27 protein-coding genes and 1 tRNA gene are annotated in these 25,937 nt (G+C 71.1%); 10 read left to right on the top strand and 18 right to left on the bottom strand.

Translation table 11 applies throughout. The features are described 5' to 3' along the window. Positions 1 to 102: 102 nt before the first annotated feature. Together JNK30_RS08395 and JNK30_RS08400 are read right to left on the bottom strand one after the other, a co-directional pair. On the bottom strand, positions 103 to 1,644 hold the full coding sequence (locus JNK30_RS08395; protein WP_293481614.1) for an acyl-CoA synthetase: 1,542 nt from the start codon (positions 1,642 to 1,644) through the stop codon (positions 103 to 105). A gap of 1 nt (position 1,645) precedes the next feature. Beyond that, entirely contained in the window at positions 1,646 to 2,389 is a 744-nt protein-coding gene (locus JNK30_RS08400) for an SDR family NAD(P)-dependent oxidoreductase (protein WP_293481615.1), read from the bottom strand. Positions 2,390 to 2,504: 115 nt separating this feature from the next. Between JNK30_RS08400 and JNK30_RS08405 the strand changes: the two genes are divergently transcribed. The 4 genes from JNK30_RS08405 to JNK30_RS08420 all read left to right on the top strand — a co-directional run bounded on the left by JNK30_RS08405 (position 2,505) and on the right by JNK30_RS08420 (position 6,273). After that, positions 2,505 to 3,737 (top strand): acyl-CoA dehydrogenase family protein, encoded by a 1,233-nt coding sequence (locus tag JNK30_RS08405; RefSeq protein WP_293481616.1) that lies wholly within the window; start codon positions 2,505 to 2,507, stop codon positions 3,735 to 3,737. A 68-nt stretch (positions 3,738 to 3,805) separates the two neighbouring features. After that, entirely contained in the window at positions 3,806 to 4,600 is a 795-nt protein-coding gene (locus tag JNK30_RS08410) for an SDR family NAD(P)-dependent oxidoreductase (protein ID WP_293481617.1), read from the top strand. Between the two features lie 73 nt (positions 4,601 to 4,673). After that, a complete protein-coding gene (locus tag JNK30_RS08415) occupies positions 4,674 to 5,627 on the top strand; it encodes an aromatic ring-hydroxylating dioxygenase subunit alpha (RefSeq protein ID WP_293481618.1) in 954 nt (317 codons plus the stop codon). 76 nt (positions 5,628 to 5,703) lie between these two features. Next, a complete protein-coding gene (locus JNK30_RS08420; RefSeq protein ID WP_293481619.1) occupies positions 5,704 to 6,273 on the top strand; it encodes a DUF4386 family protein in 570 nt (189 codons plus the stop codon). A gap of 548 nt (positions 6,274 to 6,821) precedes the next feature. On the opposite strand, the gene JNK30_RS08425 is transcribed toward JNK30_RS08420, so the two are convergent. Next, a complete protein-coding gene (locus JNK30_RS08425; protein WP_293481620.1) occupies positions 6,822 to 8,315 on the bottom strand; it encodes a serine hydrolase in 1,494 nt (497 codons plus the stop codon). A gap of 34 nt (positions 8,316 to 8,349) precedes the next feature. On the opposite strand from JNK30_RS08425, the gene JNK30_RS08430 reads away from it, so the two are divergent. Next, positions 8,350 to 8,856, top strand: coding sequence for a MarR family transcriptional regulator (locus JNK30_RS08430; RefSeq protein WP_293481621.1), 507 nt, complete (start codon positions 8,350 to 8,352; stop codon positions 8,854 to 8,856). Between the two features lie 80 nt (positions 8,857 to 8,936). On the opposite strand, the gene JNK30_RS08435 is transcribed toward JNK30_RS08430, so the two are convergent. After that, positions 8,937 to 9,011: transfer RNA gene (locus JNK30_RS08435), tRNA-Gly, on the bottom strand. Between the two features lie 146 nt (positions 9,012 to 9,157). On the opposite strand from JNK30_RS08435, the gene JNK30_RS08440 reads away from it, so the two are divergent. Further along, positions 9,158 to 9,751 (top strand): HD domain-containing protein, encoded by a 594-nt coding sequence (locus tag JNK30_RS08440; RefSeq protein WP_293481622.1) that lies wholly within the window; start codon positions 9,158 to 9,160, stop codon positions 9,749 to 9,751. Then, on the top strand, positions 9,748 to 10,629 hold the full coding sequence (locus JNK30_RS08445) for a hypothetical protein (RefSeq protein WP_293481623.1): 882 nt from the start codon (positions 9,748 to 9,750) through the stop codon (positions 10,627 to 10,629). Before JNK30_RS08440 ends, JNK30_RS08445 begins: the two co-directional genes overlap by 4 nt. A gap of 4 nt (positions 10,630 to 10,633) precedes the next feature. On the opposite strand, the gene JNK30_RS08450 is transcribed toward JNK30_RS08445, so the two are convergent. The 5 genes from JNK30_RS08450 to JNK30_RS08470 all read right to left on the bottom strand — a co-directional run bounded on the left by JNK30_RS08450 (position 10,634) and on the right by JNK30_RS08470 (position 14,277). Beyond that, positions 10,634 to 11,518: a TraB/GumN family protein gene (locus JNK30_RS08450; protein WP_293481624.1), complete on the bottom strand. Its 885-nt coding sequence runs from the start codon at positions 11,516 to 11,518 to the stop codon at positions 10,634 to 10,636. Positions 11,519 to 11,553: 35 nt separating this feature from the next. After that, complete coding sequence (locus tag JNK30_RS08455; RefSeq protein WP_293481625.1) at positions 11,554 to 11,751, bottom strand: helix-turn-helix transcriptional regulator; 198 nt, start codon at positions 11,749 to 11,751, stop codon at positions 11,554 to 11,556. An 88-nt stretch (positions 11,752 to 11,839) separates the two neighbouring features. Further along, a complete protein-coding gene (locus JNK30_RS08460) occupies positions 11,840 to 12,256 on the bottom strand; it encodes a hypothetical protein (protein ID WP_293481626.1) in 417 nt (138 codons plus the stop codon). Positions 12,257 to 12,344: 88 nt separating this feature from the next. Beyond that, complete coding sequence (locus JNK30_RS08465; RefSeq protein ID WP_293481627.1) at positions 12,345 to 13,214, bottom strand: TraB/GumN family protein; 870 nt, start codon at positions 13,212 to 13,214, stop codon at positions 12,345 to 12,347. A 43-nt stretch (positions 13,215 to 13,257) separates the two neighbouring features. Then, positions 13,258 to 14,277 carry a 2'-deoxycytidine 5'-triphosphate deaminase gene (locus JNK30_RS08470; RefSeq protein ID WP_293481628.1) on the bottom strand — a complete coding sequence of 340 codons (1,020 nt, stop codon included), beginning with the start codon at positions 14,275 to 14,277 and terminating at the stop codon, positions 13,258 to 13,260. Between the two features lie 124 nt (positions 14,278 to 14,401). On the opposite strand from JNK30_RS08470, the gene metZ reads away from it, so the two are divergent. Beyond that, complete coding sequence (metZ, locus tag JNK30_RS08475) at positions 14,402 to 15,583, top strand: O-succinylhomoserine sulfhydrylase (protein ID WP_293481629.1); 1,182 nt, start codon at positions 14,402 to 14,404, stop codon at positions 15,581 to 15,583. A gap of 108 nt (positions 15,584 to 15,691) precedes the next feature. On the opposite strand, the gene JNK30_RS08480 is transcribed toward metZ, so the two are convergent. From JNK30_RS08480 to fmt, 5 genes are all read right to left on the bottom strand, one after another. Then, complete coding sequence (locus JNK30_RS08480) at positions 15,692 to 16,585, bottom strand: Hsp33 family molecular chaperone (RefSeq protein ID WP_293481630.1); 894 nt, start codon at positions 16,583 to 16,585, stop codon at positions 15,692 to 15,694. A 92-nt stretch (positions 16,586 to 16,677) separates the two neighbouring features. After that, the gene (locus JNK30_RS08485) at positions 16,678 to 18,276 is read right to left on the bottom strand and encodes a serine hydrolase (protein ID WP_293481631.1); all 1,599 of its coding nucleotides are present in this window, start codon (positions 18,274 to 18,276) and stop codon (positions 16,678 to 16,680) included. 163 nt (positions 18,277 to 18,439) lie between these two features. Continuing rightward, on the bottom strand, positions 18,440 to 19,273 hold the full coding sequence (locus JNK30_RS08490) for a TIGR00266 family protein (RefSeq protein ID WP_293481632.1): 834 nt from the start codon (positions 19,271 to 19,273) through the stop codon (positions 18,440 to 18,442). Between the two features lie 223 nt (positions 19,274 to 19,496). After that, the gene (gene truA / locus JNK30_RS08495) at positions 19,497 to 20,234 is read right to left on the bottom strand and encodes a tRNA pseudouridine(38-40) synthase TruA (protein ID WP_293481633.1); all 738 of its coding nucleotides are present in this window, start codon (positions 20,232 to 20,234) and stop codon (positions 19,497 to 19,499) included. Further along, entirely contained in the window at positions 20,234 to 21,160 is a 927-nt protein-coding gene (gene fmt, locus JNK30_RS08500; RefSeq protein WP_293481634.1) for a methionyl-tRNA formyltransferase, read from the bottom strand. Before fmt ends, truA begins: the two co-directional genes overlap by 1 nt. An 84-nt stretch (positions 21,161 to 21,244) precedes the next feature. Between fmt and JNK30_RS08505 the strand changes: the two genes are divergently transcribed. Next, positions 21,245 to 21,547: a hypothetical protein gene (locus tag JNK30_RS08505; protein WP_293481635.1), complete on the top strand. Its 303-nt coding sequence runs from the start codon at positions 21,245 to 21,247 to the stop codon at positions 21,545 to 21,547. A 66-nt stretch (positions 21,548 to 21,613) separates the two neighbouring features. On the opposite strand, the gene JNK30_RS08510 is transcribed toward JNK30_RS08505, so the two are convergent. The 3 genes from JNK30_RS08510 to JNK30_RS08520 all read right to left on the bottom strand — a co-directional run bounded on the left by JNK30_RS08510 (position 21,614) and on the right by JNK30_RS08520 (position 23,951). Further along, entirely contained in the window at positions 21,614 to 22,018 is a 405-nt protein-coding gene (locus tag JNK30_RS08510; protein WP_293481636.1) for an endonuclease domain-containing protein, read from the bottom strand. Between the two features lie 136 nt (positions 22,019 to 22,154). Continuing rightward, a complete protein-coding gene (locus JNK30_RS08515) occupies positions 22,155 to 22,664 on the bottom strand; it encodes a peptide deformylase (RefSeq protein WP_293481637.1) in 510 nt (169 codons plus the stop codon). A 72-nt stretch (positions 22,665 to 22,736) separates the two neighbouring features. Continuing rightward, positions 22,737 to 23,951: a DNA recombination protein RmuC gene (locus JNK30_RS08520; RefSeq protein WP_293481638.1), complete on the bottom strand. Its 1,215-nt coding sequence runs from the start codon at positions 23,949 to 23,951 to the stop codon at positions 22,737 to 22,739. A gap of 118 nt (positions 23,952 to 24,069) precedes the next feature. Here JNK30_RS08520 and JNK30_RS08525 point away from each other — a divergent pair, with 118 nt between their 5' ends. Then, positions 24,070 to 25,314, top strand: a complete 1,245-nt coding sequence (locus JNK30_RS08525) for an MFS transporter (RefSeq protein ID WP_293481639.1) — start codon at positions 24,070 to 24,072, stop codon at positions 25,312 to 25,314. A 19-nt stretch (positions 25,315 to 25,333) separates the two neighbouring features. Here the strand turns inward: JNK30_RS08525 and recR are convergent, their stop codons facing one another. Further along, positions 25,334 to 25,936 carry a recombination mediator RecR gene (gene recR, locus JNK30_RS08530; RefSeq protein WP_293481640.1) on the bottom strand — a complete coding sequence of 201 codons (603 nt, stop codon included), beginning with the start codon at positions 25,934 to 25,936 and terminating at the stop codon, positions 25,334 to 25,336. Position 25,937: the final 1 nt, after the last annotated feature.

Below are 25,937 nucleotides of genomic sequence, written 5' to 3' on the forward strand. Positions count from 1 at the left end.
AGCCCTTCAGCGACTTGCCGTCGAAGAGCCGGGTCCAGCGCTCCGCCGCGGCCGCGGGCGCGGCGGCCGCGAGAACGATCAGCCCGGCGGCCAGGGCGCGCATCAGACGATCGTGCCCCCGGTCTTGCCCCAGTAGGCGTCCCGGATCAGGCGCTTGTACAGCTTGCCCGTCGGGTGGCGCGGCAGCTCGGCCATGAAGTCGATGACCCGCGGCCGCTTCACCCCCGACAGGTGCTGGCGGCAGTAGGCGTCGAGCTCGGCCCTCAGGTCGTCCCCGGCGTCGGCCCAGTCCATGGGCTGGATCACCGCCACCACCTTCTCGCCCATCTCCTCGTCGGGGGCGCCCACCACGGCGGCGTCCGCCACGCGCGGGTGGGTGATGAGCAGGTTCTCCACCTCCTGCGGATAGATGTTCACGCCGCCCGAGATGATCATGAAGCTCTTGCGGTCGGTGAGGTAGAGGTACCCCTCCTCGTCCAGCCAGCCCACGTCGCCCAGCGTGGTCCAGCCGTGCCTGTTGGTGCTCTCGGCCGTCTTCTCGGGCGCGTTGTGGTACTCGAACTTCGCCCCGCCCGAGAAGAAGACCATCCCCTCGGTCCGCGGCGGCAGCGGCTCGCCCTCGTCGTCGCAGATCTTCACCTCGACAGGCGGGTTCGCGCGGCCGACCGAACCCTTGTGCGTGAGCCACTCGGCGCTGTTGATCGTGGTGCGCCCGTTGCCCTCGGTGCCCGCGTAGTACTCGTGGATGATCGGGCCCCACCAGGCGATCATCTGCTCCTTCACCGGGATCGGGCACGGCGCGGCGGCGTGGAACACGACCTTCAGGCTGTCGTGGGCGTAGCGCGCCCGCGCCTCCGCCGGCAGCTTCAGCATGCGCACGAAGTGGGTCGGCACGAACTGGACGTGGGTGATGCGGTGGCGCTCGATCAGCCGCAGGCAGTCCTCGGGGTCGAACTTCTCCATCATGACCACCGTCCCGCCCAGCCGCTGGACGTTCATCGACCAGCCGAGGGGGGCGGCGTGGTACAGCGGCGCGGGCGAGAGGTAGACCGTGTTCGGGTCCATCCCGTAGAGCGTGCGGGCCCATTCGGTGAGCCCCTCGGCCGCGGTCAGCGGGCCGCCGGGCAGCGCCCGCTTCACGCCCTTGGGCCGGCCGGTGGTTCCCGAGGAGTAGAGCATCGCGACGCCGGGCGTCTCGCCCTCCACCGGCGTGGCCGGATGCTTCGCCCGCTCGGCCTCGAACGATGCGAACGGCGCCACCGCCTCGTCGCACATGAAGAGCGCGACCCCGGGCGTCTCCTTCACCGCCTCGACCACCACGTCGGCCATGGCGCGCGACGCGACGAACGCCTTCGCGCCGGAATCCTGCACGATGTAGGCGACCTCGCCGGCGGTCAGCCGCGACGAGATCGCCGTGTAGCGCAGCCCGCACCGCTGCGCGGCCCACAGCACCTCGTAGTAGATCGGGTGGTTCTCCATCATGATCGCCACCCCGTCGCCCACCTGCAGGCCCAGCGCGCGGAACAGCTGGGCGCCTTGGTTCGAGCGCTCGTCCAGTTGGCGGTAGGTCACCGTGTGGCCGGTCCCGGCCATGATGAAGGCGGGCTTGTCGGGGCTCGTCCGGGCGTGGACGGAGGGGTGCATCCTAGTTCTGGCCTCCATCCACGCGCACCACGGCGCCGGTGACGAACGACGACTTCGGGCTCGCCAGGAAGAGCGCCGCCGTGACGATCTCCTCCGGCCGGCCCGGACGGCCCAGCGCGTTGTCGGATTTCTCGCGCGCCTCCTCGGTCCAGGCCTTCGAGATGTCGGTCAGGAACGGGCCGGCCGAGATCGAATTGACCCGCACCTTCGGACCGTACTCGTGCGCCAGCGACACCGTCATGGCGTTCAGCGCCGCCTTGGCCCCCGAGTAGGGCACCACGCGCGGCAGCGGGACGAGCGCGCCGGTCGACGAGATGTTGATGATCACCCCGCCCTCGCCGTCGGCCATCCGCTTGGCCACCTGGCTCGCCAGCCGGAACGGCCCCTTGAAGTTGAGGCTGAGCACGCTGTCGAACAGCTGCTCGGTCACCTCGTGGCTGGGCACGGCCGGGCTCATGCCGGCGTTGTTCACCAGGATGTCGATGCGGCCGAAGTCGGCGTAGGCGTCCTCGATCAGCCGGTCCATCTCGGCCCACCGCCCGGCATGGACGGCGTAGGCCTTCGCCCGGCGGCCCATGGCCCGCACTTCCTCCGCCGCGGCCTCGCACGCGTCCAGCTTGCGGCTGGCGATGATCAGGTCCGCGCCGTGGCTCGCGAACGCGCGCGCCATCTGCAGGCCCAGCCCCCGGCTCCCGCCAGTGATCAGCGCCACCTTGCCGCTGAGGTCGAAGAGGTCGTCGGCCATGTTCCGCTCCCGTTTTCCGCCATGCTAGGCCCGAACGGGCGTACCGCTAGGTCAGGCTTTCCGGCGCGGCCCATCCCCCCTAAGTCGGGAGCCTCGGCGGCGCGCGGGGGACACCATGGATCTGAGCTGGAGCGACGCGGATCTGCGGTTCCGCGACGACGTGCGGGCCTTCCTCGACGCCGAGCTGACTCCCGCGCTGCGCCACGTGGGCGAGACCCTCACCAGCGTCTACGCCGAGCGCGACGTCGCCATGCAGTGGCAGCGGATCCTCTACCGCAAGGGCTGGGTCGCCCCCGCCTGGCCCCGCGAGCATGGCGGCTGCGACTGGTCGGTGACCCAGCGCTACATCTTCGCGTCCGAGCTGGCGGCGGCGCACGCCCCGCCCCTGTCGCCCATGGGCCTCGGCATGTGCGGCCCGGTCCTCATCGGCCACGGCACGCCTGCGCAGAAGGCGCACTACCTGCCCCGCATGCTCCGCGGCGACGACTTCTGGTGCCAGGGCTACTCCGAGCCCGGCAGCGGCTCCGACCTCGCCTCGCTGCAGATGGCCGCCGTGGACGACGGCGACCACCTGGTCTGCACCGGCCACAAGCTGTGGACGACCCACGCCCACCGGGCCAACTGGATCTTCTGCCTCGTCCGCACCTCCCGGGAGGCGATCCCGCAGCAGGGCATCACCTTCCTGCTGATCGACATGACCAGCCCCGGCGTCGATGTGCAGCCGATCCTCTCGCTCAGCGGCGAGCACATCCAGAACCACGTCTTCTTCACCGACGTCCGCGTGCCCAAGGCCAACGTCGTGGGCCGCATCGGCGAGGGCTGGGGCGTGGCCAAGTACCTGATGCAGTTCGAGCGCGGCGGCGGCGTCTCCACGCCCGGCCTGAAGGTCCGCGCCCGCCGCATCGCCCAGATGATCCGCCGCGAGACCGAGGGCCGTCCCGACCTCGCCGCCGAGGCCGCCGCCCTGTCCCGGCAGCTTGCCGAGGCGTCGGTGCGGATCGAGGCGCTGGAGGCGACCGAGCTCAAGCTGATGGCCCGGCTCTCGGCCGGCGACCCGCCCGGTCCGGAATCCTCGCTGCAGAAGACGGTCGGCACCGAGCTTTCGCAGCGGCTGACCGAGATCGCTCTGGCCGCCGCGGGCCTCTTCGCCGCGGTCTACCAGCCGCACACCGTCTCGGCGGGCGGCCCGACGCCGCACTTCACGCCGCCCAACGACGGCCTCGCCATCGGGCCCGACTACGCACGGACCGTGGCCGCCAAGTACCTCAACGACCGCGCCGGCTCGATCTACGCCGGGTCGAACGAGATCCAGCGCAACATCATCGCCAAGGGCATCCTGGGCCTGTGATCCGAGGCGCCGCAGGGTGAAGCCGGGGGCGTGCTAGACGACGGCGAAATCCAGATCGGGAGCCACCCATGAAGCTCGACTCTTCCGTCTCCGCCATCGTCACCGGCGGCGCCTCCGGCCTCGGCAAGGCCACCGTCAAGGCCCTGCGCGACCTGGGCGTGAAGGTCGCCATCTTCGACTTCAACGCCGAGACCGGCGAGGCGGCGGCCAAGGAGACCGGCGCCGTCTTCTGCCAGGTGAACGTGATGGACGAGGCCTCGGTCGACGCCGGCTTCGAGAAGGCCCGCGCCGCCAACGGCCAGGAGCGCATCCTGATCAACTGCGCGGGCGGCGGCCGCGGCGGCAAGACCGTGGGCAAGAACAAGGAGACGGGCGAGATCGTGCCGTTCAAGGTCTCCGACTTCTCGTACGTGCTCGAGCTCAACACCGTCGGCACCTTCCGCTGCATCGTGAAGAGCGCGGCCGGCATGATCGCCAACCTCGAGCCTGACGAGACTGGCGACCGCGGCGCCATCGTCAACACCGGCTCGGTGGCCGCCGAGGAAGGCCAGATCGGCCAGGTCGCCTATTCCGCGGCCAAGGCGGCGATCAAGGGCATGACGCTGGTCATCGCCCGCGACCTCTCGGGCGACGGCATCCGCGTGAACACCATCCTGCCCGGCATCATGGACACGCCCATGCTGGGCGGCCTGAAGACCCGCGCCCCGCAGGTCTACGCCGGCCTCGCCGCCTCGGTGACCTTCCCCAAGCGCCTGGGCCACGCCGAGGAGTACGCGGACCTCGCCGTCACCATGTGCCGCAACGGCTACCTCAACGGCGAGACCGTCCGCCTCGACGGCGCCATCCGCATGGCGCCGCGCTGATCGCGCGCGGCGGCCTTGCGGCCGCCGTACCGGATGGCCACGCTGGCGGCTTGCGACCAACCGGGGCTCCCGCATGCCGTTCCGTGGCTTCGCCGATGTCTGGACCCCGCTCGTCCCCGCGCGTGACGTGCGGAACAAGCCCGTCCGCGTGGCCCTGGCCGGCGAGGCCCTGGTGCTGTTCCGCGACGGCCAGGGCCGCCCCGGGGCCCTGATCGACCGCTGCCCTCACCGCGGCGTGGCGCTCTCGCTGGGAAGGGTCGCCGCCGACGGCTGCCTGGAATGCCCGTTCCACGGCTGGCGGTTCGACGTCACGGGCGCCAACCGCGGCGTGCCCCTCAACCCCGAGGCTCGCCTCGAGACGCTGGGCGCCCAGGCGCTGCCGACCCGGGAGGTGGGCGGCCTGATCTGGGTCTACACCCGCCCCGGCGCCGTCGAACCGCCCGAGCCGGCCATACCACCCGCCCTCGTCGATCCCGACCTGGCCCGCACGGTCGTCCGCCGCGACTGGGCCTGTCACTGGACCCGGGCCATGGAGAACATGCTGGACGGCCAGCACCTGCCGTTCGTCCACCGCCGCACCATCGGCCGGTCCCTGCGCCGCCGCATGCGACCCGACTCGCGCATGGACGTGAGCTGGGAGGACACCGGCTTCGGGGGCCGCATCCTGGCAGCCCTGGATGGACGCGACGGCGGCAGCCTGCTGGAGTTCTACCGACCCAACATCATGGTGCTGCACATCCCCATCCCGCGGCGCCGGCTGCGTCTGCATGCGCTGGTGGTTCCCGCCGAGACCGGCCGCACGCGCCTGATGGTCGTGGCCGTCCGCGACTTCGCCCGCAGCCCGCTTCTCGAGCCCCTGTTCGCGTGGATGAACGGCCGCATCGTCGACGAGGACCAGGCCGTGGTGGAGTCCAGCGGCCCCGAAGAATGCCCGCCCGCCGCCGAGGAACGCTCGGTCGCCACCGACCGCGCCACCCTCCAGTTCCGCCGCTACTACTATGGCGTGCTGCGGGGATCCGGAGCCTAGGGGCGAGCTCAGCAAGCTGTGTTGCCACGCTCCGCCTCGCACCCCATCTGCGAGCCAGTCCGCGAAGGCTCGGGAATTGACGCAGAGACCGACGGAGAGACAGGCCCTGGCGGTCGCCGGGGTGCTCTATCTGGCCGCCTTCCCGCTTTACGGCGGCGGTCAGTACCTGCTGCAGAACGAACAGCCTTTGGCCGGCCTGGGCCTGATCCTCGGAAACTCGGCCGTCGTTGTCGCCATCGGCCTGCTGCTGCGGCCGATCATCGCCGTGAGTTCTCCCATGACGGCGGCGGTAGTGCTGTGGGGCCGCGTGCTCGAAGGGCTCATCCTCGCGAGCGGCCCCCTCGCCTATGTCGCGCTGGCCGCGTCGCCCCTCGCCCGGAGCCTCAACGACGCCTCCTACAACGCCGGGATGATCGTTCTGGGGGCCGCGGGCGTCGTGTTTTCCCTTTGGATGCTCAGGACCCGTCCCGTCCCACCGGTCCTCGCGGCCATGGGCGTGATCGGCTATGTCGCGCTGGCCGCGGCCATGGTGCTCGAACGCGCCGGGCAGATGACGCTCAGCGGCGGGCTCGTCGCCGTCGCGGGCATCTTCGAGGTCGTCTTCGCGATCTGGATCATCGCCCGGGGTTTCCGCCCGCGCGCCTAGCCTGCGGCGTGATCCTCCCGAGGATCAGGCGACGGCGCTTCATTGCGTCACAGCAGGCGCTTTCGAAGGCGAATAGGCGAAAGAGGTCGGTTTGCTGTGGACGGTTCCACCAAGCTCCAGAACAAAGAAAGAACCTTTGGTTGATCGCGCAGGTTTCTCGCGTAAGCGTTCTGAGGCTTCCGCTGGTTCGGGCGGGGAGTCGGCCGACACCGCCCCCCGCCCACGCCTCAGACGCGATCCCGCGAGGCCCGGAAGTTGGCTCCCCGAAGGGGTGGCGGTGGCGACCAGGTCGCCGCCACCCCAACAGCGGTCGCAGTTCCGCACCATACGCACAGGCGGAGGCCTGTCACCTCTGAAGCGCGACGGCGGTCGCCGATGCGGTGGATAAACTGCCCGTCTGCCGAGGCCGGTTCGCCGAGCTTGGCTTGGAACTGGCCGAGCGTCTGCACGAGCGGGCCATGGCCGCCGAAGACACGCGGGACGTGGTCGCCCGCCCGCTTGACTTCGCCTTCGCTGAAGCCAGCCGAGCGCTCGGGGAAAAGGCGAAGCTAGGCCCGCGGATCGCCTGCCAGGATCGAGAGCCACCGTTTGGCGTCGGCATCGTCCGGCTCGAGCGCAAGGTAGTCGCGATAGGCCGCCACCGCGCCTGTGCTGTCGCCCTGCCTGCGAAGCGCCTCGGCAAGGCTCCAGCGCGGCCACGACGATTTCGCGAAGACCTCGACGTTGAAGCGCAGCAGGGCAAGCCCCGCGGCGGAGCGTCCGCGGTGGATCTCGCGCAGCGCCTGCGCATCAAGGAGCCCCTCGCTAGGCCGAATGGCGGGACCCTGCCCGGCATGCATCGCCCGCGCCGCCTCCGCGCCCTTGGTCAGAAACACCTGCGCCAGGGCCCGGCTGTAGTCGTGCACGCGGCTGATCTGGTCCGCGCCCGTGAGCAGCTGCTTGATGAACGACACCAGCGCGAAATAGCCGTCCGGTTCGGTGTTGCTCAGGATGCTGAAGCGATATCCGCTCTGAGGCCAAACCATCAGTTCGCCGGCGACGCCGTCATGCCCCCCGGAATGACCGATGATCCGCTTGCCATCGATCACCACCTCGCTGCACCCCAAGCCGTACATGCCGCGGTGGTAGGCCTGCCGCCCCGTCGTCCATTCGCGCATGAGCGCGGGAGAAAGCAGATCCCCCCTGGCAAGCGCTGCGCCGAAGCGGTCGAGATCTGCGACCGTGGAAAAGATGCCGCCATGGGCGGCCCCCACAGGCGTTCGTGGATCCAGATTGGATTGCCAGGCGCCCGGAAGATCGGGCGATCGGAAGTAGCCGTGCGCCATCCGCGGCGCGGCGATGTCCATGCGCAGCGGCCCCGTATCAACCATCCCGAGCGGCTTCCAGATCGTGCGCGCAAGGTGATCGAAGTAGCGCTCGCCGGTGATCCGTTCGACCAGCAGGCCAAGCACCACATAGCCGTTGTTGCTGTAGCTGAACCCTTGACCCGGCGCCTGCACCAAGGGCTCGTCGACAAAGCGTGCGAAGTAGTCCCGGTTGGTCAACAGAGGCGGGCCGGCATAGGTCGGCAGCCAGGTGTGATGATTGCCGAAGCCCGCCGTGTGGCTCAGCAGCTGTGAGATCGTCGCCTGTCCCGCATCTGTGTTGGGATAGCCGGGCCAGGCGCTGTTCAGACTCTGATCGAGCCTGAGCTTGCCGGCCTCGACGAGCCGCATCACGGCAAGACTGGTGAACAGCTTGGGGATCGACGCCGTGTTGAATCGCGTATCGAGCTGGTTGGGGATGCCAAAGCCACGTTCGGCGAGGCCATAGCTGCCTGCGAACACCACCTTCTCACCCCGGGAAAGCAGCACCGATCCGCTGAAATCGTCTTCCCGTACGGCTCGCTCAAGCTCGGCCTTGAGCCGCCCTGCGAGGCTAGTCGGCGTTTTCGCCATCGCCACGCCGGATTCTTCCATCGATAAGACGCTGGACAGGGCAATGGCTCCGAACGCTCGGCGGGTTATGGCAGGCTGGGCGCTTGTCGAGCCGGCGCGTCTCATGGACGGCAGTTTACGTAAGCGCTTACATAATTCAATGGATGATCTCGATTCAGACTATCCGCGCTCACGAGGGGCCGCCGCGATCGGCGCGAGACTTCGCCGCCTGTCGGAGAGGATCGATCAGGACGTCGGCCTCCTGTACGCCGCGAGCGGCATCCGCTTTCAGCAACGCTGGTATGGGCCCTTCAACCAGATCCGGCTGCTGGGACCGATCAGCGGCGGGGAGATTGCGCAGCGGCTCAGGGTCACCCACGTTGCCGTCAGCCAAGCCTGCTCGGGGCTGATCACGGCTGGGCTAGTCGAACGCGCGCTTGATCCCACCGACTCCCGGCGCCGCCTCCTCACCCTGACTCCGGCCGGCCGTGAGCTGGGCGAGACGATGGATCACTTCTGGCGTGCGCTGGAAGCCTTGAGCGAGGAGCTCAACCGGGAAGCCGGCGACCTGCACCTGCCGCTCGACCGCCTTGAAGCGGCGCTTGACCGGGAATCCATAGAGGAGCGCTTTCGTCGCCTCGCGGCCCGGAAGCCCGCGCGTCCCTGATCCGCGCGATCGGACACCCGGTCGCCGGTCGTTCTTCACCACGGCCGACAGCTGCGGCCTGCCAAGTGCCATGAGAATTCTGGAGCGGGTGAGGGGAATCGAACCCCTGACATTCAGCTTGGGAAGCTGACGTTCTACCTCTGAACTACACCCGCTCAGGCCGGGAGCGTCCCGGCGAGGGCGCACCGTTTAGCGTCTCTTCGTCGGCGCGTCGAGACGGCGTGGTGGGGCGGTCGGGCCGCCTCTGCGTTGACCCCCGGACCGCTCGCGCCCACCATGCCGCCCAATCAGGGAGGTTCCGATGGCCGACGGCGAAGTCCTGCTCGAGCGGGCGCAGTTCAACAGCATGGTGGAAGGCACGGCCGAGGACTGGGCGGCCATCGGCCGCGCGGCGGCCAGGCATCGCGGCGAGCACGTCGACCGCATCGTGGCCCACCTGAGGCTGCTGGAGGGCGACCACGGCGGGTTCGCGGTCGACCGGCTGGAGCACTCGCTGCAGACCGCCACCCGCGCCCACCGCGCCGGCAAGGACGAGGAGTATGTCGTCTGCGCCCTGCTGCATGACATCGGCGACATCCTGCTGCCGGCCAGCCACGCCGAGCTGGGCGCCGCGATCCTCGAGCCCTACGTCTCGGAAGAGAACCACTGGATCCTGAAGCACCACGGCGTCTTCCAGGGCTACTACTTCTTCCATCACATCGGTCTGGACCGCGACATGCGCGAGCAGTTCCGGGGCCACCCGGCGTTCGAGGCCTGCGCCCAGTTCTGCCACCTGTACGACCAGAACTCGTTCGAGCCGGGCTACGACTCGATGCCGCTGGACGCCTTCGTCCCGATGATGCGCCGGGTGATGGATACCCCGCGGCGGTCGATCTACAAGCGTCCGGCGGAGTGAACGCCCGTCCCGCCGCGGCGCTCGCCCTCGCCGCCGCAGGCGCGGCGCTCGCGGTCGGCCCGGCGGCGGCGCAACCCGGACCGCAGGACCGCGCCCGCGAGGCCGCGGCCATGCTCACGGCGGCCGGCTACGCGATCCGCGGAAACCAGATCCTCAACGGCTGCGGGCGCCCCGCCCGGCCCGTCCCGACCGCCGTCGACCTGAACGGGGACGGCAGGAGCGAGGCCATCGTCACCGACGTCGACCCCGCCTGCTATGGCCCGGCCGGCGCGGGCGCCTCGGTGATCTGGCGCGATCCGGCGGGCCGCTGGCGCAGGATCGGCGGAGCCGCCGGCCGCATCCGGGTGCTGCCCACCGTCACGGGCGGCTGGCGCGACTACACGCTCGACGCGCCGGGCGCCCAGCCGGTCTGGGCCTGGGCCGGAGAGGCCTATCTGCTGAAGCCCGCCTCCGCGTCCGGGCCGCCGCCTGCGACCGCGACCGCGGACCGCGCCGCGGCCTTCCGGGCCGCGGGGTTCACGGCCAGGGCCGGGCGCTACCCCGCCTGCGACCCGCGCCAGGAGGCGACGATCGAGATCCGCGACCTCAACGGCGACGGCCGGCCCGACGCCGTGGTGACCGACGAGGGGACGAACTGCTTCGGCATGACCGGAACGGGCTATGTGATCGTGACCAAGGAGGCGTCCGGGGCCTGGCGGCGGCTGTTCGCGAACGCCGGCATACCGAAGTTCCTGCCGACCCGCGGCGCCGGCGGCTGGCCCGACATCGAGAACGGCGGCCCCGGCTTCTGCCACCCGATCCTGCGCTGGACCGGGAGCGACTACGCCATCGTCCGCTGGAAGGCCGAGGAAGCGGGCGCCTGCGCGGGCCGGCGCTGACGGCCTACTTGCGCTCGGCGCGCACCCCCAGTTTCGCGAGCTGCGCCTGGACGCTGTCGGGGCCTACGGTGTGGCCGGCGCCCACCGCGACGAAGCTGACGCCCGAGCCCTTCAGCGTCTCGACGATGGTGCGGGCCCATTCGGCGTTCCGGCGCACCACGATGACGTCGTAGAACTCGGGATAGTCCCGCTTCAGTTCGGTGACGAACAGAGTCTCCAGGCCCGCCGTGTCGCCGGCGGCCCAGGCCGAGACCATGGCGTCGAGCTGCGCCGCCGCGGAGTCCAGGTCGTCGAGCGTCGACACCAGGAACTGCGCCTGGGCGGCCGGCGACATCCCGGCGAGATAGCGGATCTGCTGTTCGGGCGTTTCGAGCCCCCTCACCTCCCAGCCGCCGGCCTTGGCCATGCGCAAGAGGCTCATCTCGACGCCGCTCTGAGGGTCGTAGCCGGCCTTCACGGCCGGCGCGAGGCTCAGCGTCAGGGCGGCGAGCCAGGGCTGCATCGGCTCCAGGGCCTGTGGCGGCAGGCCCATCGCCTGGGCCGCCGCGGCCAGCCGCGGCCGGTCCTTCTCGGGCAGCTTCGACGAGAGCGGCTGGGCCGGATCCAGGCCGTACCTGCGCACCAGCGGCTGCATCACCGCCGCGTCGTCGAGCCCCGCGGCCTCGATGACCAGCGAGCTGGACGAGGCCAGCGCCGCCTCGACCTTGCCCTCATGCCACGCCGTTCCCGGGCGCAGCACGTGGACGGTTCCCATCAGGTAGATGGTGGAGTCCTCGTCCTTGATCACCCAGAGCGCCGGCTCGGCGGCGGCCGGCGTGGCGGCGAGCAGGCCGCAGGCGACGACGGGAGCCAGGGCGCGGCGCGCCAGGCGGGAAAGCGTACGGATCATGATGTCCCTTGTAGATCGGCAGGGTTCGGCGCGCGTTAAGCGGCCTCGTCCTGGAAGATGTCTTCGATGGCGAGCCCGAAGAGGCGGGCGATCTTGAAGGCCAGCGGCAGGCTCGGGTCGTACTTGCCCGTCTCGAGCGCGTTCACGCTCTGCCGGGAGACCCCGAGCCGCTCGGCCAGGTCGCCCTGGCTCCAGTCGCGTTCGGCGCGCAGCACCTTGAGGCGGTTCTTCATGGCGTGATCCACGATGCGAGGGTCCCCACGAAGTAGGCGGCGACGAGACTGCCATAGACGACGGCGGCGGCGCCGGAGATCAGCGGGCTCACCGGCGCCTCCACCACCAGAACGCCCAGGCGACCAGGAAGCCGATGAGCTGCGCAGCCATCACGGCGGTGGCGCCGGCCAGCATCAGCTTCTCGGCGCTCGCGCCGGGCCGCGCCAGTTGAAGGGCCAGATCCGGATAGAAGGCGATGGCCAGGACACCGAAGCCCAGGCCGGCCGACCCGCCCCAGAACCAGGCCCACTTCTGGGCCTCCTGCGCCGCCTCGTCGAGGCTGCGCCAGTAGTTGAGCACGAACCACAGCGCGGGGATGGCGGCGGCGAGCCCGATGCCCAGCCGCACGCTGGCCGGCGGGTTGAAGCCGCTCAGCCGCATCGCCGTGACCACCGCGAGCAGCAGGCCCGTGGCGGCGAGCAGGGCCAGCAGGGCGCGGCCGGGCGACGATCTGAACCAACTCACGTGAAGCCTCCTTGTCTGATTGACAAGGAAACATGACATCTCGCGCCTGTCAAGCGACCTGGACAGAATGTCGGGCTGACTTGCCTTCCTACTGCACTCTCACGACCTGACGCCCGCGCGCGCGGAGCAGGGACGGCAGGCCCTGGGGGCCGATCAGGTGCAGCGCGCCGACGTTGACGAGCATGACGCCCGAGGTGGCGGCCATCTCCTCCGCGAGGCGGTCTGCCCAGGCCCGGTTTCGCCGCAGGACCAGCGCCTCGTAGAGCGCGGGATTCTCGGCCTCCAGGCCCGCGTTCAGGCGCGCCACGTCGCCGGCCATCCAGGCGCGCTCCAGCGAGTCGGCGCCGAGGCGCAGAGGCAGCCGCGGGCGCGACCGCTCGCGCACCACGCCGGCGAGGTAGCGCACCTCGGCCGCCGGCGGCAGGCCGGCGTACATCCGCGCCTGGTCCTCCAGGGTCTCGAACGCCATCAGCCGCTTTCCGGCCTGGCGGGCGGCCCGCGTGGCCGTCATGTCGGCGCCCGCCTCCACCGTGGACCCGCGGCCCAGGACCGGGCGCACCGAGAGCATCAGCGCCGCCGCCCAGGGCCTCAGGTGGTCGATCCGCGCGAGGTCGGCCTGGCGCGACAGCACGGCCAGGTCGGACGGGGCCAGCTTGCGCGACAGCGGCGTGTCGGGGTCCAGCCCGTACCGCTGCACGAGCAGCCGGATCGTCTCGGGATCGCCCGACGTCATGTCGGCCTCGAACCAGACGGTCCCGGCCCTCGCCATCACCCGATCGTAGAGCGGCGTCCGCCACGCAAGCCCCGGCGGCAGCGCGTGCAGGGTGCCGAAGAGGTAGACCTCGGAATCGCCGTCGGTGACGCGCCACATGGCCGGCGCCGCGGCAGCGCCGCCGGCGAGGGACGCCGCCGCCAGGACGGCGCCCGCCAGCGCCGCAAGCCTTCGCCTCCAACCCACGATGCCGCCCCCGACCCCGCCGCGCCCTCACGGCGCGAAGGCACTATGCGCCCCAGATCCGGAAATGCTTCGACAATTTCAGGCCCTGCCGCTGGTAGTGCGACCCTAGGTCGCCGTAGAGCCGCGTCGGACGCTCGGTCAGCGGTTCGTAGACGAGGCGCGCGACGGTCTGGCCGTCCTCGAGGATGAACGGCGTCTCGTGGCTCCGCACCTCGAGCACGCCCTTGGACCCTTTCCCGTGCTGCTCGTCGGTGCCGAAGCCCGGGTCGAAGAAGCCGGCGTAGTGGACGCGGAACTCGCCGACGGACGGGTCGATGGGCGTCATCTCGGCCGCTTCCATCACCGGGATCTCCACCGCCTGCTTCGAGGCCAGGATGTAGAACTCGCCGGGGTCGAGCAGCAGCTTGCCGTCGCGCGGGACCAGCGGCTCCCAGAAGTCGCGCGGGTCATGCCCCTCGATGTTGTCGAGATCGACCACCGGCGCATGGCGACGGCCGCGATAGCCGGCGATCTCGCCGGTGAGGTCGACGCCGACGCTTTCCGTGCGGAGCCGCTCGGGCACGCCGGACTTCAGGCGCAGCTGGTTCAGCCGCGTGCCGGTGCGCACCAGCACCGAGAAGGTCTGCGGCGCGATCTCCATGTAGAGCGGGCCCGCGTAGCCCTCGTCCACGTCGTCGAAGGCGTGGCCGTGATCGGTGATGACGCGCACGAAGACGTCCACGCGGCCCGTGGAGCTCTTCGGGTTGGCCCGCGCCGAAATCCCCTTCGGCAGCTTCAGCGCTTCCTGCAGTTCGGCGATGTAGACGCAGCCGCGTTCCAGGACCGCGCCGGGTCCCAGGTCCAGCGCGTGCATCGCCACTTCCTCGAGCCGCTCGCGCACCGTGCCGTGCCGCGGCAGGAACGAGGCGCGCACCCGCCAGGCCTTGCCGCCGAGGCGGAGGTCGAGGCTGGCGGGCTGCACCTGGTCCGGCTCCCACGCGGTGGCGGAGCTGATCGCGCCGGCGGCGATCAGGGCTTCGATGGACTGGCAGGGCAGGATGCCCGGAACGCTGAAGTCGCTCATGGGCGGCGAAGCCTTAGCGGAGAACGCAGGTGTTGCAAGGCTTCTGGAGCCGCTTGCAGGAAAGCGGGCCTTGACCCGCACGGAAGGCTGCCGTTCAAGCGCAGCCTCACCGATGGAGGCCGGCATGGCGGAAGACCCGCGCGACTGGGAGATTGAGACCCGAGCGGTGCGCGGCGGCCTCATGCGCACCGAGCACGGGGAAATCTCGGAAGCGCTCTTCCTGAACCAGTCCTTCGCCTACGAGAGCGCGGCGGCCGCCGACGCGCGGTTCGCGGGGGGGCCCGGCTTCATCTACCAGCGCTTCGGCAACCCCACGACGCAGATGTTCGAGGACCGGCTGGCGCTGCTCGAAGGCGCCGAGGCCTGCAAGGCCTGCGCGTCGGGCATGGCCGCCGTCCAGCTGTCGCTGATGGGCCTGGTCCGCGCGGGCGACCACATCGTGGCGGGCCGGGCGCTGTTCGGCTCGTGCCGCTGGATCCTCTCGGAATGGATGCCCCGCTTCGGCGTCGAGACCACCTACGTGGACGCCACCGACCTCGAGGCGTGGAAGAATGCGGTGCGGCCCAACACCCGCGCCTTCCTGGTTGAGAGCCCGGCGAACCCGCTGCTGGAGGTCACCGCCATCGGCGCGGTGGCCGAGATCGCGCACGCCGCGGGCGCGAAGCTGGTGGTGGACAACGTCTTCGCCACGCCGATCTTCCAGAAGCCGCTCGCGCTCGGCGCCGACATCGTCGTCTATTCGGCCACCAAGCACATCGACGGCCAGGGCCGGGTCCTGGGCGGCGCGATCCTTGGGGCCGCGGACGTGCTCACCGAAGCCTACAAGGACATGCACCGGCACACGGGCCCGGCGCTGTCGCCCTTCAATTCCTGGGTGCTGCTCAAGGGTCTCGAGACGCTGGAGCTCCGCGTTCGCCGCCAGACCGAGAACGCGGGAAAGGTCGCCGACGCCATCGCCGCGCACGGCAAGGTCCTGAAGACCATCTACCCCGGCCGGCCCGACCACCCGCAGGCCGCCATCATCGCCAACCAGATGACCGGCGGCGGCAACGTGGTCGCCTTCGACCTGGGGAGCCGCGAGGCGGCGTGGCGCTTCCTCGACGCGCTGCAGATCGTCGACATCTCGAACAACCTCGGCGACGCCAAGTCGATGGCCACGCACCCGTCGACCACCACGCACCGCTCGATGCCCGAGGCCGAACGGATCGCCATCGGGCTCACCGAAGGCTGGGTGCGGATGAGCGTCGGCCTCGAGGGTCCGAACGACCTGATCCGGGACGTGAGCCGGGCGCTGGACGGGGCCTAGAGCGCGTCCCGAAAAGCGGGAACCGGCTTTTCGAATCCAGACGCGCTCAAGCGCTTGATCTGGAGCCTCATCATCCCGTTCAGACGGTTCCGTCCGAACGGTGAGGCTCTAGGCCGCCTGCAGCGCGTCGGGCTCCACGGCGTACACGCGGCTGCAGTACTCGCAGGTGACGCGGATCTTCCCGTCCGCCTCGACCATCTCGCCCCGCTCGGCGGCGTCGAAGCTCTTCAGCACCGTCTCGATGCGCTCCTGGCTGCAGCGGCAGAAGGCGCGCAGGGGCCTGGAGCCGAAGACGCGGACGCCGTCCTCGTGGAACAGCCGGAACAGCAGGGTGTCGGAAGAGAGGCCGGTGTCGAGGAGTTCGTCCTCGCCGATGGTCTCGAAGAACGCCTGCGTGCGATTCCAGGCCTCCACGGTGTCGCCCCGCGCCTCGTCGGCGGCGATGTGCTGGATAAGGAAGCCGCCGGCCCGCCACGACTCGTCCCCGCGGCCGACCGCGAGGCGCACCCGCGTCGGCGTCTGCTCGGACTGGGCGAAGTACTGCTCGGCGCACAGGGCCAGGGTCTCGCCCTCGATGGCCGTGACGCCCTGGTAGCGATCCATGTCCGGGCCCTGGTCGACGGTCATCATGAAGAAGCCCTCGCCCAGCAGGGTGCGGGCGCCGGCGCCCGAGAAGCCGTGGCTCGCCTGTTCGACCGCGTCGCCGTCGAACCGACAATAGCCGCGCAGACCGCCCGAGGTGTCGTAGTCGGCCACGACGTAGCGCACGGGCCCGTCGCCCCGCGCCTCGACGATCAGCCGCCCGTCGAACTTGAGGTTGGAGCCCACGAGCGCGGCCAGCGCGCACGCCTCGCCCAGGAGGTTGGCCACGGGCGCAGGGTAGTCGTGACCGGTCAGGATCTCGTCTATCGCAGGGCCCAGCCGGGCCACGCGCCCGCGGACGGGCTCCCCCTCGATCTGGAACGCGCCGACAAGGTCGTCGGGAATGGAAGTCTCGGACATCGCGCCAATATAGGCCGCCGGGCCGGCGATGCGAGCGCGGCGCGGCGCCGCTGCGAAACCGCGAAGATCGTGGGCAGAAACCGCCCGACGCCCTACCGCGCCGGAATCCGCCGGAAGTCCAGGGCGTACACGCGACCGCCCGTGAAGCGCAGGGCCGCGACCCGGCCGCGGGCGTCCCGCACCACCCGCACCAGGTTTCCGCCGCCCTGGAAGGCGTCGGCGTGGAGCGGCTGCAGGCGATACGCCGCGCTGGGGCGATCCGCGGGCGACAGCACCAGGGCGCCCTGATCGACGCTGGCGATCAGGACCGCGCCGGCCTCGGGGCTGGAATAGGCGCCGGCCAGGGCCTGCAGGTCCGCCTCGGCGGGCTTGGCTTCCGGCTTGCGGACGTAGTCGGTGGTCTCGCCGTCCGCGCCGATCCGCTGGGCGGTCGCGCCCGAGAAGACAAAGTCGGCGCCCCCGGCCTTGAACCGTCCCGGCTCGGCCGCCGGCTGCAGGACGCCGCTGCCGCGCAGCCGCAGCTCGCCCTTGTCGGCGGCGATGCGCAGCACATGGCCCGTGCGTTCGTCCACGTAGAGGCCGGGCACGCCGGCGAGCTCGGCCTCGGACGGCGTCCGTCCGGCCGGCGCGGGCGCGCCCGCGCCGGGCGTCAACGCATCCGCGAGGCGGCGGCCGATCAGGACCGGATTGATGTCGCCGCGGTTGCACAGCAGCGCCACCGAAAGCCTGGCGGACGGAACCCTCGCCAGCCACGCCCGGTACGAGGCGGTGGCCCCGCTGTGGGACAGCTCGTCCCGGCCATCCGCGGTGAGCGCCATCAGGCCCCGGGCGTAGGCGATCTTCCGCCCGCCGGTAAGGACCGCCCGCTCGGCCATCCGGTCGGCCACGCCGGGCCCGAGGCGGCCCTCGCTGAGCGCGCGGTTCCAGATCAGGAGGTCGCCCACCGTCGTCAGCAGCGCGCCGTGGCCGTAGGTGTTCTCGAACGGCATGTCCTGCAGCCAGGCGCCGCCGGGCCCCGGTTCGTAGGCGAGGGCCCGGCCGGACACGATGCGGCGGAAGTTGTCGCGCCAGCTGGTGTGGGTCATGCCCAGCGGCTCGAACAGCCGGTCCTTCGTGAACTCGGCCAGCGTCTGGCCGCTCACCCGCTGCACGATCAGGCCGGCCAGGTTGTAGCCGGTGTTGGTGTAGGAATAGGCCTCGCCGGGCGCGTAGTTCAGGCTCTTCTGCCGCGACGCGATCAGCAGGACCTCCTGCGCCGTGTAGATGCGGCTGGTGCGCGGCCAGCCGGCCAGGGCGGCCACCTCGCCCCAGTCGCGCAGGCCGCTCGTGTGGCTGAGCAGCATGTCGATGGTGATCGGCCGCCCATAGTCCGGCATCTCGGGCAGGTGCTTGCGGATGTCGTCGGCGAGCGACAGCTTGCCGTCGGCCGCCAGCAGCAGGATCGCCGCGGCCGTGAACTGCTTCGAGACCGATCCGGCCTCGAACACGGTGTCCGGGGTGATCGGCGCCCCGTGCTCGAGGTCGGCCGAGCCGAACCCGCGCAGGATCGGCGCCTCGCCGGCCCGCTCGACGCCGACCGCGCAGCCGGGCTCCTGGGGCTTCAGGCGGGAGAAGACGGCGTCGACCGGCGAGGTCTGCGCCTGCGCGCCCGTCGCCACCGCCAGGATCCCGGCCAGCACCACCCACCGCATCGACGTCTCCCCCGCTTCGGGGCGCAGCCTAGAGCCTCGCCCGTTCAGACGGAACCGTCTGAACGGGACAATGAGGCTCTGAATCAAACGCTTGAGCGGGTTCGGATCCGAAAGCCGGTTCTCACTTTTCGAAACGCGCACCAGGTCGCCGCGGCCGGCGGGACTAGCGGTTGCCGCCGATCAGGTCGCCGATCCCGCCCAGCACCGAGCCCTCCCCGCGGTTCTGGCCGCCGGGGCCAGCCGCCGCCAGCATCCGGCCCGCCAGGCGCGCGAACGGCAGCGACTGGATCCAGACCTTCCCCGGGCCGGTCAGCCGCGCGAAGAACACGCCTTCGCCGCCGAAGAACATGCTCTTCACGCCGCGCACCATCTCGAGATCGAAGTCCACGCTGGGCGTGAACGCCGCGAGACAGCCGGTGTCCACGTGCACGACCTCGCCCGGCGCCAGCTCACGCTCGACCAGGGCGCCGCCCATCTGCACGAACACCCAGCCGTCGCCGTCCAGCTTCTGCATGATGAAGCCCTCGCCGCCGAACAGCCCGGTCATGATGCGGCGCTGGAAGGCGATCCCGATCGACACGCCCTTGGCCGCGGCGAGGAAGCTGTCCTTCTGGCAGATCAGCGTGCCGCCGACGCTGTCGAGCTTGATCGGAAGGATCGCGCCGGGCGTCGGCGAGGCGAACGCCACCTTCGCCTTGCCGCGGCCCTCGTTGGTGAACACCGTCGTGAACAGGCTCTCGCCCGTCAGCAGCCGCTTGCCGGCGCCCAGGAGCGCGCCCATGAAGCCCGCACCCTGGCCGCCGGAGCCGTCGCCGAACACCGTGGTCATCTCGACGGCGGCGTCCTTCCAGACGAACGAGCCCGCTTCGGCGATGGCGCTCTCGCCCGGATCGAGCTCGATCTCGACGAACTGCAGGTCGTCGCCCTTGATCTCGAAGTCGATGTCGTCGGCCACGCCGGCGTTGCGGTGATGGTGGCTCCAGGGTCCCTGCGACATAGGGGGTGGCTCTCCGTTGAAGTCTGCCGCCGATATAGGACGCCGCGTCGCCCGGCTTAAGCGCTGCATCGCCGAACGGTCGTGGATAACCTCAGCCCGGGGAGTGGCTGGCCGGTCGCAGATCGCGCCGCCGCCCGTCATCCCGGTCTCGCTTCAGGCGAAGATCAGGACCTAGAGACTCTGCGCTACAGGGCCACCCGAAGGCCGCCGCGGGATGACAGCCTCAGTATCCCACGTGCGTCAGGTAGAGACCCTCGGCGGGGGCCACCGGGCCGCAGGCGCGGCGGTCGCGGGCGGCCAGGGCGGCTGCGACGTCCGCCGTGGTCCAGCGGCCGACGCCGACCTCGGCCAGCGTGCCCGTCATCGAGCGCACCTGCCGGTGCAGGAACGAGCGGCTGGCGAACTCCAGGATCACCTCGCCGCCCTCGCGGCGCACGTCGGCCACGTCCAGCGTCTTCACCGGCGACTTCGCCTGGCAGGCCAGGTCGCGGAAGGTGGTGAAATCGTGATGGCCCACCAGCACCTGCGCGGCCTCGCGCATGGCCCCGGCGTCCAGCGGCTTCTTCACGTGCCAGACCCGGCCCTGGTCCAGGGCGGGGGGCGCCAGGCGGTTCAGGATGCGGTAGCGGTAGCGGCGGCCGGTGGCGGAGAAGCGCGCGTGCCAGCCCTCCTCCGCCAGCTCCGCCGACAGGATCGCCACGGGGTCGGGCTGAAGGTGGAAGTTGAGCGCATTGCGGACCGTGTCGGCCGGCCAGGCCTTGGCGAGGTCCACCTGGACCACCTGCCCCGTCGCATGCACGCCGGTGTCGGTGCGCCCCGCCGCCCCCACGCGGATCGTCTCGCCGCAGAACCTGAGCACCGCGCGCTCCAGCGCCCCCTGCACCGAGGGCAGGTCGGCCTGAGCCTGGAAGCCGTGGAACGGCCGGCCGTCGTACTCGACCAGGAGGCGGTAGCGGGGCATCAGCCCAGCCGCGTCCCGGCCGGCACGGGCGTCCCGCGCAGGAAGACCTCGGCGTCCTGCGGCCCGCGGCCCTCGCGCTGGACCCGCAGCAGCCGAACGGCGCCCTCGCCCGTCCCGACCAGGAGGGCGTCGTCCAGGGTCACGCCCGGCTCGCCGGGCTCGTCCTCGAAGCGCGACAGCAGCGCCTTCACCCGGACCGGCCCCTTCTCCGTCGGCAGCTCGAACCAGGCGCCCGGGAACGGCGACATGCCGCGAATCTTGCCGTCCAGGACCCGGCCCGGCTTCGTCCAGTCCAGCCGGGCGAACTTCGCGCTGATCTTCTTCGCGTAGGTGACGCCGTCCTCGGCCTGCGGCGTCTCGACGGCCGTCCCGGCCTCGATCTGCGGCAGCGTCCGGGCGATGAGCTCGGCGCCCGCGGCCGCCAGTCGGTCGTGGAGGGTCGCGGCCGTGTCGAGCGGGCCGATCCGGACGGTGGCGGTGGCGAGCACAGGACCCTCGTCCAGGCCCTCGGTCATGCGCATCACCTGGACGCCCGTGACCGCGTCGCCCGCCATGATCGCCCGCTGGATCGGCGCGGCGCCGCGCCAGCGCGGCAACAGCGAGCCGTGCACGTTGAAGCTGCCCAGCCTCGGCGCCTCCAGCACCTCGCGCGGCAGGATCTGGCCGAACGCCACGACGACCGCGGCGTCGAGGTCCAGCGCCCGGAACGCCGCGATCTCGCCGGGATCGCGCATCGAGGCCGGCGTCCGCACCGGAATCCCCCGCGCCTCGGCGAAGGCGTGCACCGGCGACGGCTTCAGCTCATGGCCGCGCCCGCGCGGCGCGGGCGGCTGGGAATAGACGTAAACGACCTCGTGCCCCGCGTCCAGGATGGCGGCGAGCGCGGAGACGGCGAAGTCCGGAGTGCCGAGGAAGGCCAGGCGCATGGCGCGCTCTTAGCCGCCCGCGGCGGCCAAGGGAACTTCGCCGCAAGCGCGGCCGTTTCCCGGGCGATCAAGGGAGCATCCGACATGGCGAAACTGATGATCGCCGCGAGCCTGGGCCTCGCGCTGGCGGTGGGAGCGTGCACCGAGGCCGAGCGCCGCGACGCCGGCAACGACGCCGAGGCCGCCGCGGGCAAGGTCGCCGCCGAGACCCGGGACGCGGTGAACAGCCCCGAGCTCAAGGAGATGGGCGCCGAGATCAAGGAGGCCGCGGGCGACGCCGGTCAGGTCATCAAGAACGCCGCCAAGGGCGCGGCGGAAGGCGCGCGGGAAGGCGTCGCCAAGGTGGAGAAGGAAAGCGAGGAAGCCGCGCACGACCCCAACCACTAGACCCGCCTCGACGCTCGTAACGGCGTCCCTCCCTTAATGGGGAGGGACAGACCGCGCATAGCGCGGTCAGGGTGGGGAAGCCCCGGTCGCGTCCGGCGAAGCCCGGCGTGTCCGCCCATGCGCCAACGGCGCCGCCTGGAGATGGGCGACGATGCTCTCCATCACGCCAATCATGTTCGAGCGAACGGCGCCGGTCGGGACGCGCAAAACCGTGAACCCATGCCGGCGCAGGATCGCGTCCCGCATCGCATCGTGCGCGGCCTGCGGCTCTTCACCGTGCTGGCCACCGTCGACCTCCACCACGAGCCGCCGCGAGTAGCAGACGAAATCGAGGAAGAAGCCCCGGAACGGCGCCTGCCGTCGGAAATGGTAGCCTTCGCCGCGGAGGCGCTTCAGGCGGCTCCAGAGGATCACTTCCGGCCGGCTCATGTCGGCGCGGAGCCGGCGCGCACGTTCGATCTCAGGCCGCATGGCGCGAGAATGTTCGCTATTTGTTCTGAAGTCAAGGTCGGGTGCAGGTCCCGGCTTCCCCACCCTGCTCGCCTCCGGCGAGCTGTCCCTCCCCATTAAGGGAGGGACATCTTCCCCCGCCGTCGCGGGGAGGGAACTAGGCCGCCTTGGCCTGCTTCTTGACCTTCTTGATGGCCTGTTCGCGCTTCAGGCGGGACAGGTGGTCGATGAACAGCACGCCGTCGAGGTGGTCCATCTCGTGCTGGATGCAGACGGCGAAGAGGCCCTCGGCGTCCTCTTCGATCTGCTCGCCCTTGTAGTTCAGGTAGCGCAGCTTCACCCGGGCCGGGCGTTCGACCTCGTCGTAGATCTCGGGCACCGACAGGCAGCCCTCCTCGTACGGCGCGGTGTCGTCCGAGGCCCAGAGGATCTCGGGGTTCACGAAGTAGCGCGGCTGGCGGTCCTCGCCTTCCCGGGCCAGGTCCATCACGATGACACGCTTGGGAACGCCGATCTGGATGGCGGCCAGGCCAATGCCCGGCGCCGCGTACATGGTCTCCAGCATGTCGTCCATCAGGGCGCGCAGGTCGTCGTCAACCGTCGCGACCGGCTGGGACACCTGCTTCAGGCGGGCGTCGGGAACGACGAGGATCTCTCTCAGGGCCATGGGCGGCAGGTAAGCGGGCGATAGTTGAGCGTCAAGGTCGGGCATGGCCTGCGGCGGCCGGCCAGGCTGCGGCTACTCGCCGCCGGCCGCAAGCCGCACCGTGGGCGCCTCTGCCTCCAGCAGCTTGGTGATCGGGCGCACCCCGGTCTCGATCACGGCCAGCTCGGGGATCTCCTTGCCCTGGTGATCCACCTTCAGGTCCTCGAAGCGGCGGGCCTGGGTGAGCACCTGGGTCTCGAGCGAGCCCACGAACTGGTTGTACCGCGAGACCGCGGCCTCCAGCGCCTTGCCGACCGAGCTGGCGTGACCGCCCATGACCGCGATGCGCTTGTAGAGCTCCTTGCCCAGGTCGGCGATCTGGCGCGCGTTCACCGCCTGCTCCTCCACGCGCCAGCCGTAGGCCACCGCCTTGCAGAGCGCGAAGAGCGTGCTGGGGGTCACGATCACGACGCGCCGGTCCATGGCGTCGCTCATCAGGTCCGGCGCGCGGTCGAGCGCGGCGGCCAGCGCGGAGTCCAGCGGCACGAACATCGCCACGAAGTCGGGCGAGGCCTCGAACTGGTCCCAGTAGGCCTTGGCCGAAAGGCCCTGGATGTGCCCCTTCACGCTCTGCACGTGGCGCAGCCCGGCGGCGTCCCGGCCGAGGTCGTCCGTGGCCTCCTGCAGCTCCAGGAAGGCGTTCAGCGAGCACTTGGCGTCGATCACGAACAGCCCGCCGCCCGGCAGCTTCACCGTCACGTCGGGGCGGCGGCGGCCCTCCTCGGTGTCGGTCGAGGCCTGCTCCTCGAAGTCGTAGCGGGCGGCGAGGCCGGCGGCCTCCAGCACGTTGCGCAGCGTCTGCTCGCCCCAGCGGCCCTGGACGCCCGCGCCGCGGCGCAGCGCCGCCGACAGCTTCCGGGCCTCGTCCTGCGTGGCGGCCGAGGCGGCGAGCAGCTGGGCGATCTGCTCCTTCAGGCCGCCGGTCTCCTCGGCGCGCGCCTTCTCGACCGCCGTCACCTGCTCCTGGAACTTCTGCAGCGTGTCGGCCACGGGCTTCAGCTGGGCCTCTAGGCGGGCCTGGGCCAGCTGCTCGCGGCTGCGCACCTGCTCCTCGTTCCGCTTGAGGATCTCCTCGGCGAGGCTCGAGGCCTGCTGCGTGAGCTGCGCGGCCAGGAGGTCGCCGTGACCCTCCACGAGGCGGGCCTTCAGCTCGGCGGTATTGGCCCGGCCGCGCTCGCGCAGCGCCCAGGCGACGGCGGCCGCGGCCAGGAGCACGCAGCCGATGGCGAGGAAAAGCAGACCGTTCATGCTGTGTTCCTAGCGCGCAGAGTGAGTCGCGGCGAGTCGGGAGTCGACGGCGCGCCCTCTGGCCACGCCCCGCGGGGCGTGCCAGCATCCGCCGCACTCGGGGGAGGACGCGACACAGATGACTGCTCAAGCGCAGGCCGCGCCATTGCGCGCGGCGTTCAGCCCGCTGGTCGTCCCCTTGCTGGGGCTCGCGATCTTCATCAACTACGTGGACCGGGGGAACCTTGCGACCGCGGCCCCGCTGCTCAAGACCGAGCTGTCGCTGAGCGCGTCCGAGATCGGGGTCCTGATCTCGGCGTTCTTCTGGACCTACACGCCCGGCCTCGTGCTGGCCGGCTGGCTCGCCGACCGGGTCAACGCCTACATGACGCTGGCCGCGGGCCTCGCGCTGTGGTCGCTCGCCACGCTGTTCACCGGGTTCGCCAGCGGCTTCGCCGTGCTGCTCGTGCTGCGGCTCGTGCTGGGCCTGGGCGAGGCGTCGGCCTTTCCCTGCTCGTCCACCATCATCGCCCGGCACGTGCCGGCCAGCCGCCTCGGCGCGGCCAACGCCATGACGCTGCTGGGAGTCTCCCTGGGCCCCGCGGTGGGCGTCTTCTTCGGCGGCCTGTTGATGGCCGAGCTGGGCTGGCGCGGGATCTTCATCCTGTTCGGGGCCCTGTCGCTCGCCTGGGTCGTCCCCTGGTTCCTGACCACGCGGACCCTGGCGGCCGCGCCGCCACCCGAGGACGCCGCCGACGGCCCGAGCCTGGCCCGCATCTTCGCCCAGCGCGACCTCTGGGGCGCGGCCCTGGGCCACTTCGCCGTCAACTTCGGCTTCTACTTCATCGTCTCTTGGATGCCGCTCTACCTCGTGCAGGCGCACGGCTATTCGCTCACCCACATGGCGACGCTGGGCGGCGTCATCTACCTCGTCTACGCGGCCTCGGCGTGGGGCAGCGGCGTGATCTCGGACCGGCGGATCGAGGCGGGCGGATCGCCCAACGCGGTGCGCAAGTTCTTCTTCGTCGCCACCCTGCTGGTGGCTTCCGCCGGCCTGGCCGCGGCGGCGGTCCTGCCGCCCACGGCGGCCATCGCCAGCCTGTTCGTCGTCGCGGTGGGCCTGGGCGCGGTGGGGCCGCACATCTTCGCCACCGGCCAGACGCTGGCCGGGCCCAAGGCGGCGGGCAAGTGGATCGGCGTCCAGAACGCCATCGCCAACTGCGCCGGCATCACCGGTCCGATCATCACGGGGATCATCGTCGACCGAACGGGCGGCTTCGAAGGCGCCTTCGTGGTGGCCGCGGCGGTCACCCTCACCGGCGTCGTGAGCTGGGGCCTGATCGTGCGCCGCATCGCGCCCCTGGACTGGAGCGCGAAGGCCTAGGGACCCGGACGGCCCCCCGTCAGGCCGGCCGCCGGGCGCGCATCGCCTGGGCGATGGTGCCGTCGTCGAGCCAGTCCAGTTCTCCGCCCACGGGGACTCCGCGGGCCAGCATGGTGACGCTCACGTCGGCGCCGCCCAGCCGGTCGGCGAGGTAGTGGGCGGTCGTCTGGCCGTCCACCGTGGCCGGCAGCGCCAGGATCACCTCGCGCACGCCGGCGTCCGTCGCGCGGCTCACGAGCGGCCCGACCTTCAGCGCCTCGGGTCCCACCCCGTCCAGCGCCGACAGCAGCCCGCCCAGCACGTGGTAGCGGCCGCGGAAGGCCCCGGCCCGCTCCATGGCCCACAGCGCGCCCACCTCCTCCACCACGCAGATCAGCGAGGCGTCCCGCTGGGGATCGGCGCAGATGGCGCAGGGATCCTGGGTGTCGAGCGAGCCGCAGACGTGGCAGGTCTTCACCCGCTGCGCCGCCTCGGAGAGCGCGTCGGCGAGCGGCAGCAGCAGTTGGTCGCGGCGCTTCAGCAGGGCGAGCGCGGCGCGGCGCGCCGAGCGCGGGCCCAGCCCGGGCAGCTTCGACAAGAGCCCGATCAGCCGTTCGATCTCGGGTCCGGCGGACGCGGCCAAG

It is taken from the genome of Phenylobacterium sp., assembly GCF_016793225.1.
Lineage (GTDB): Bacteria > Pseudomonadota > Alphaproteobacteria > Caulobacterales > Caulobacteraceae > Phenylobacterium.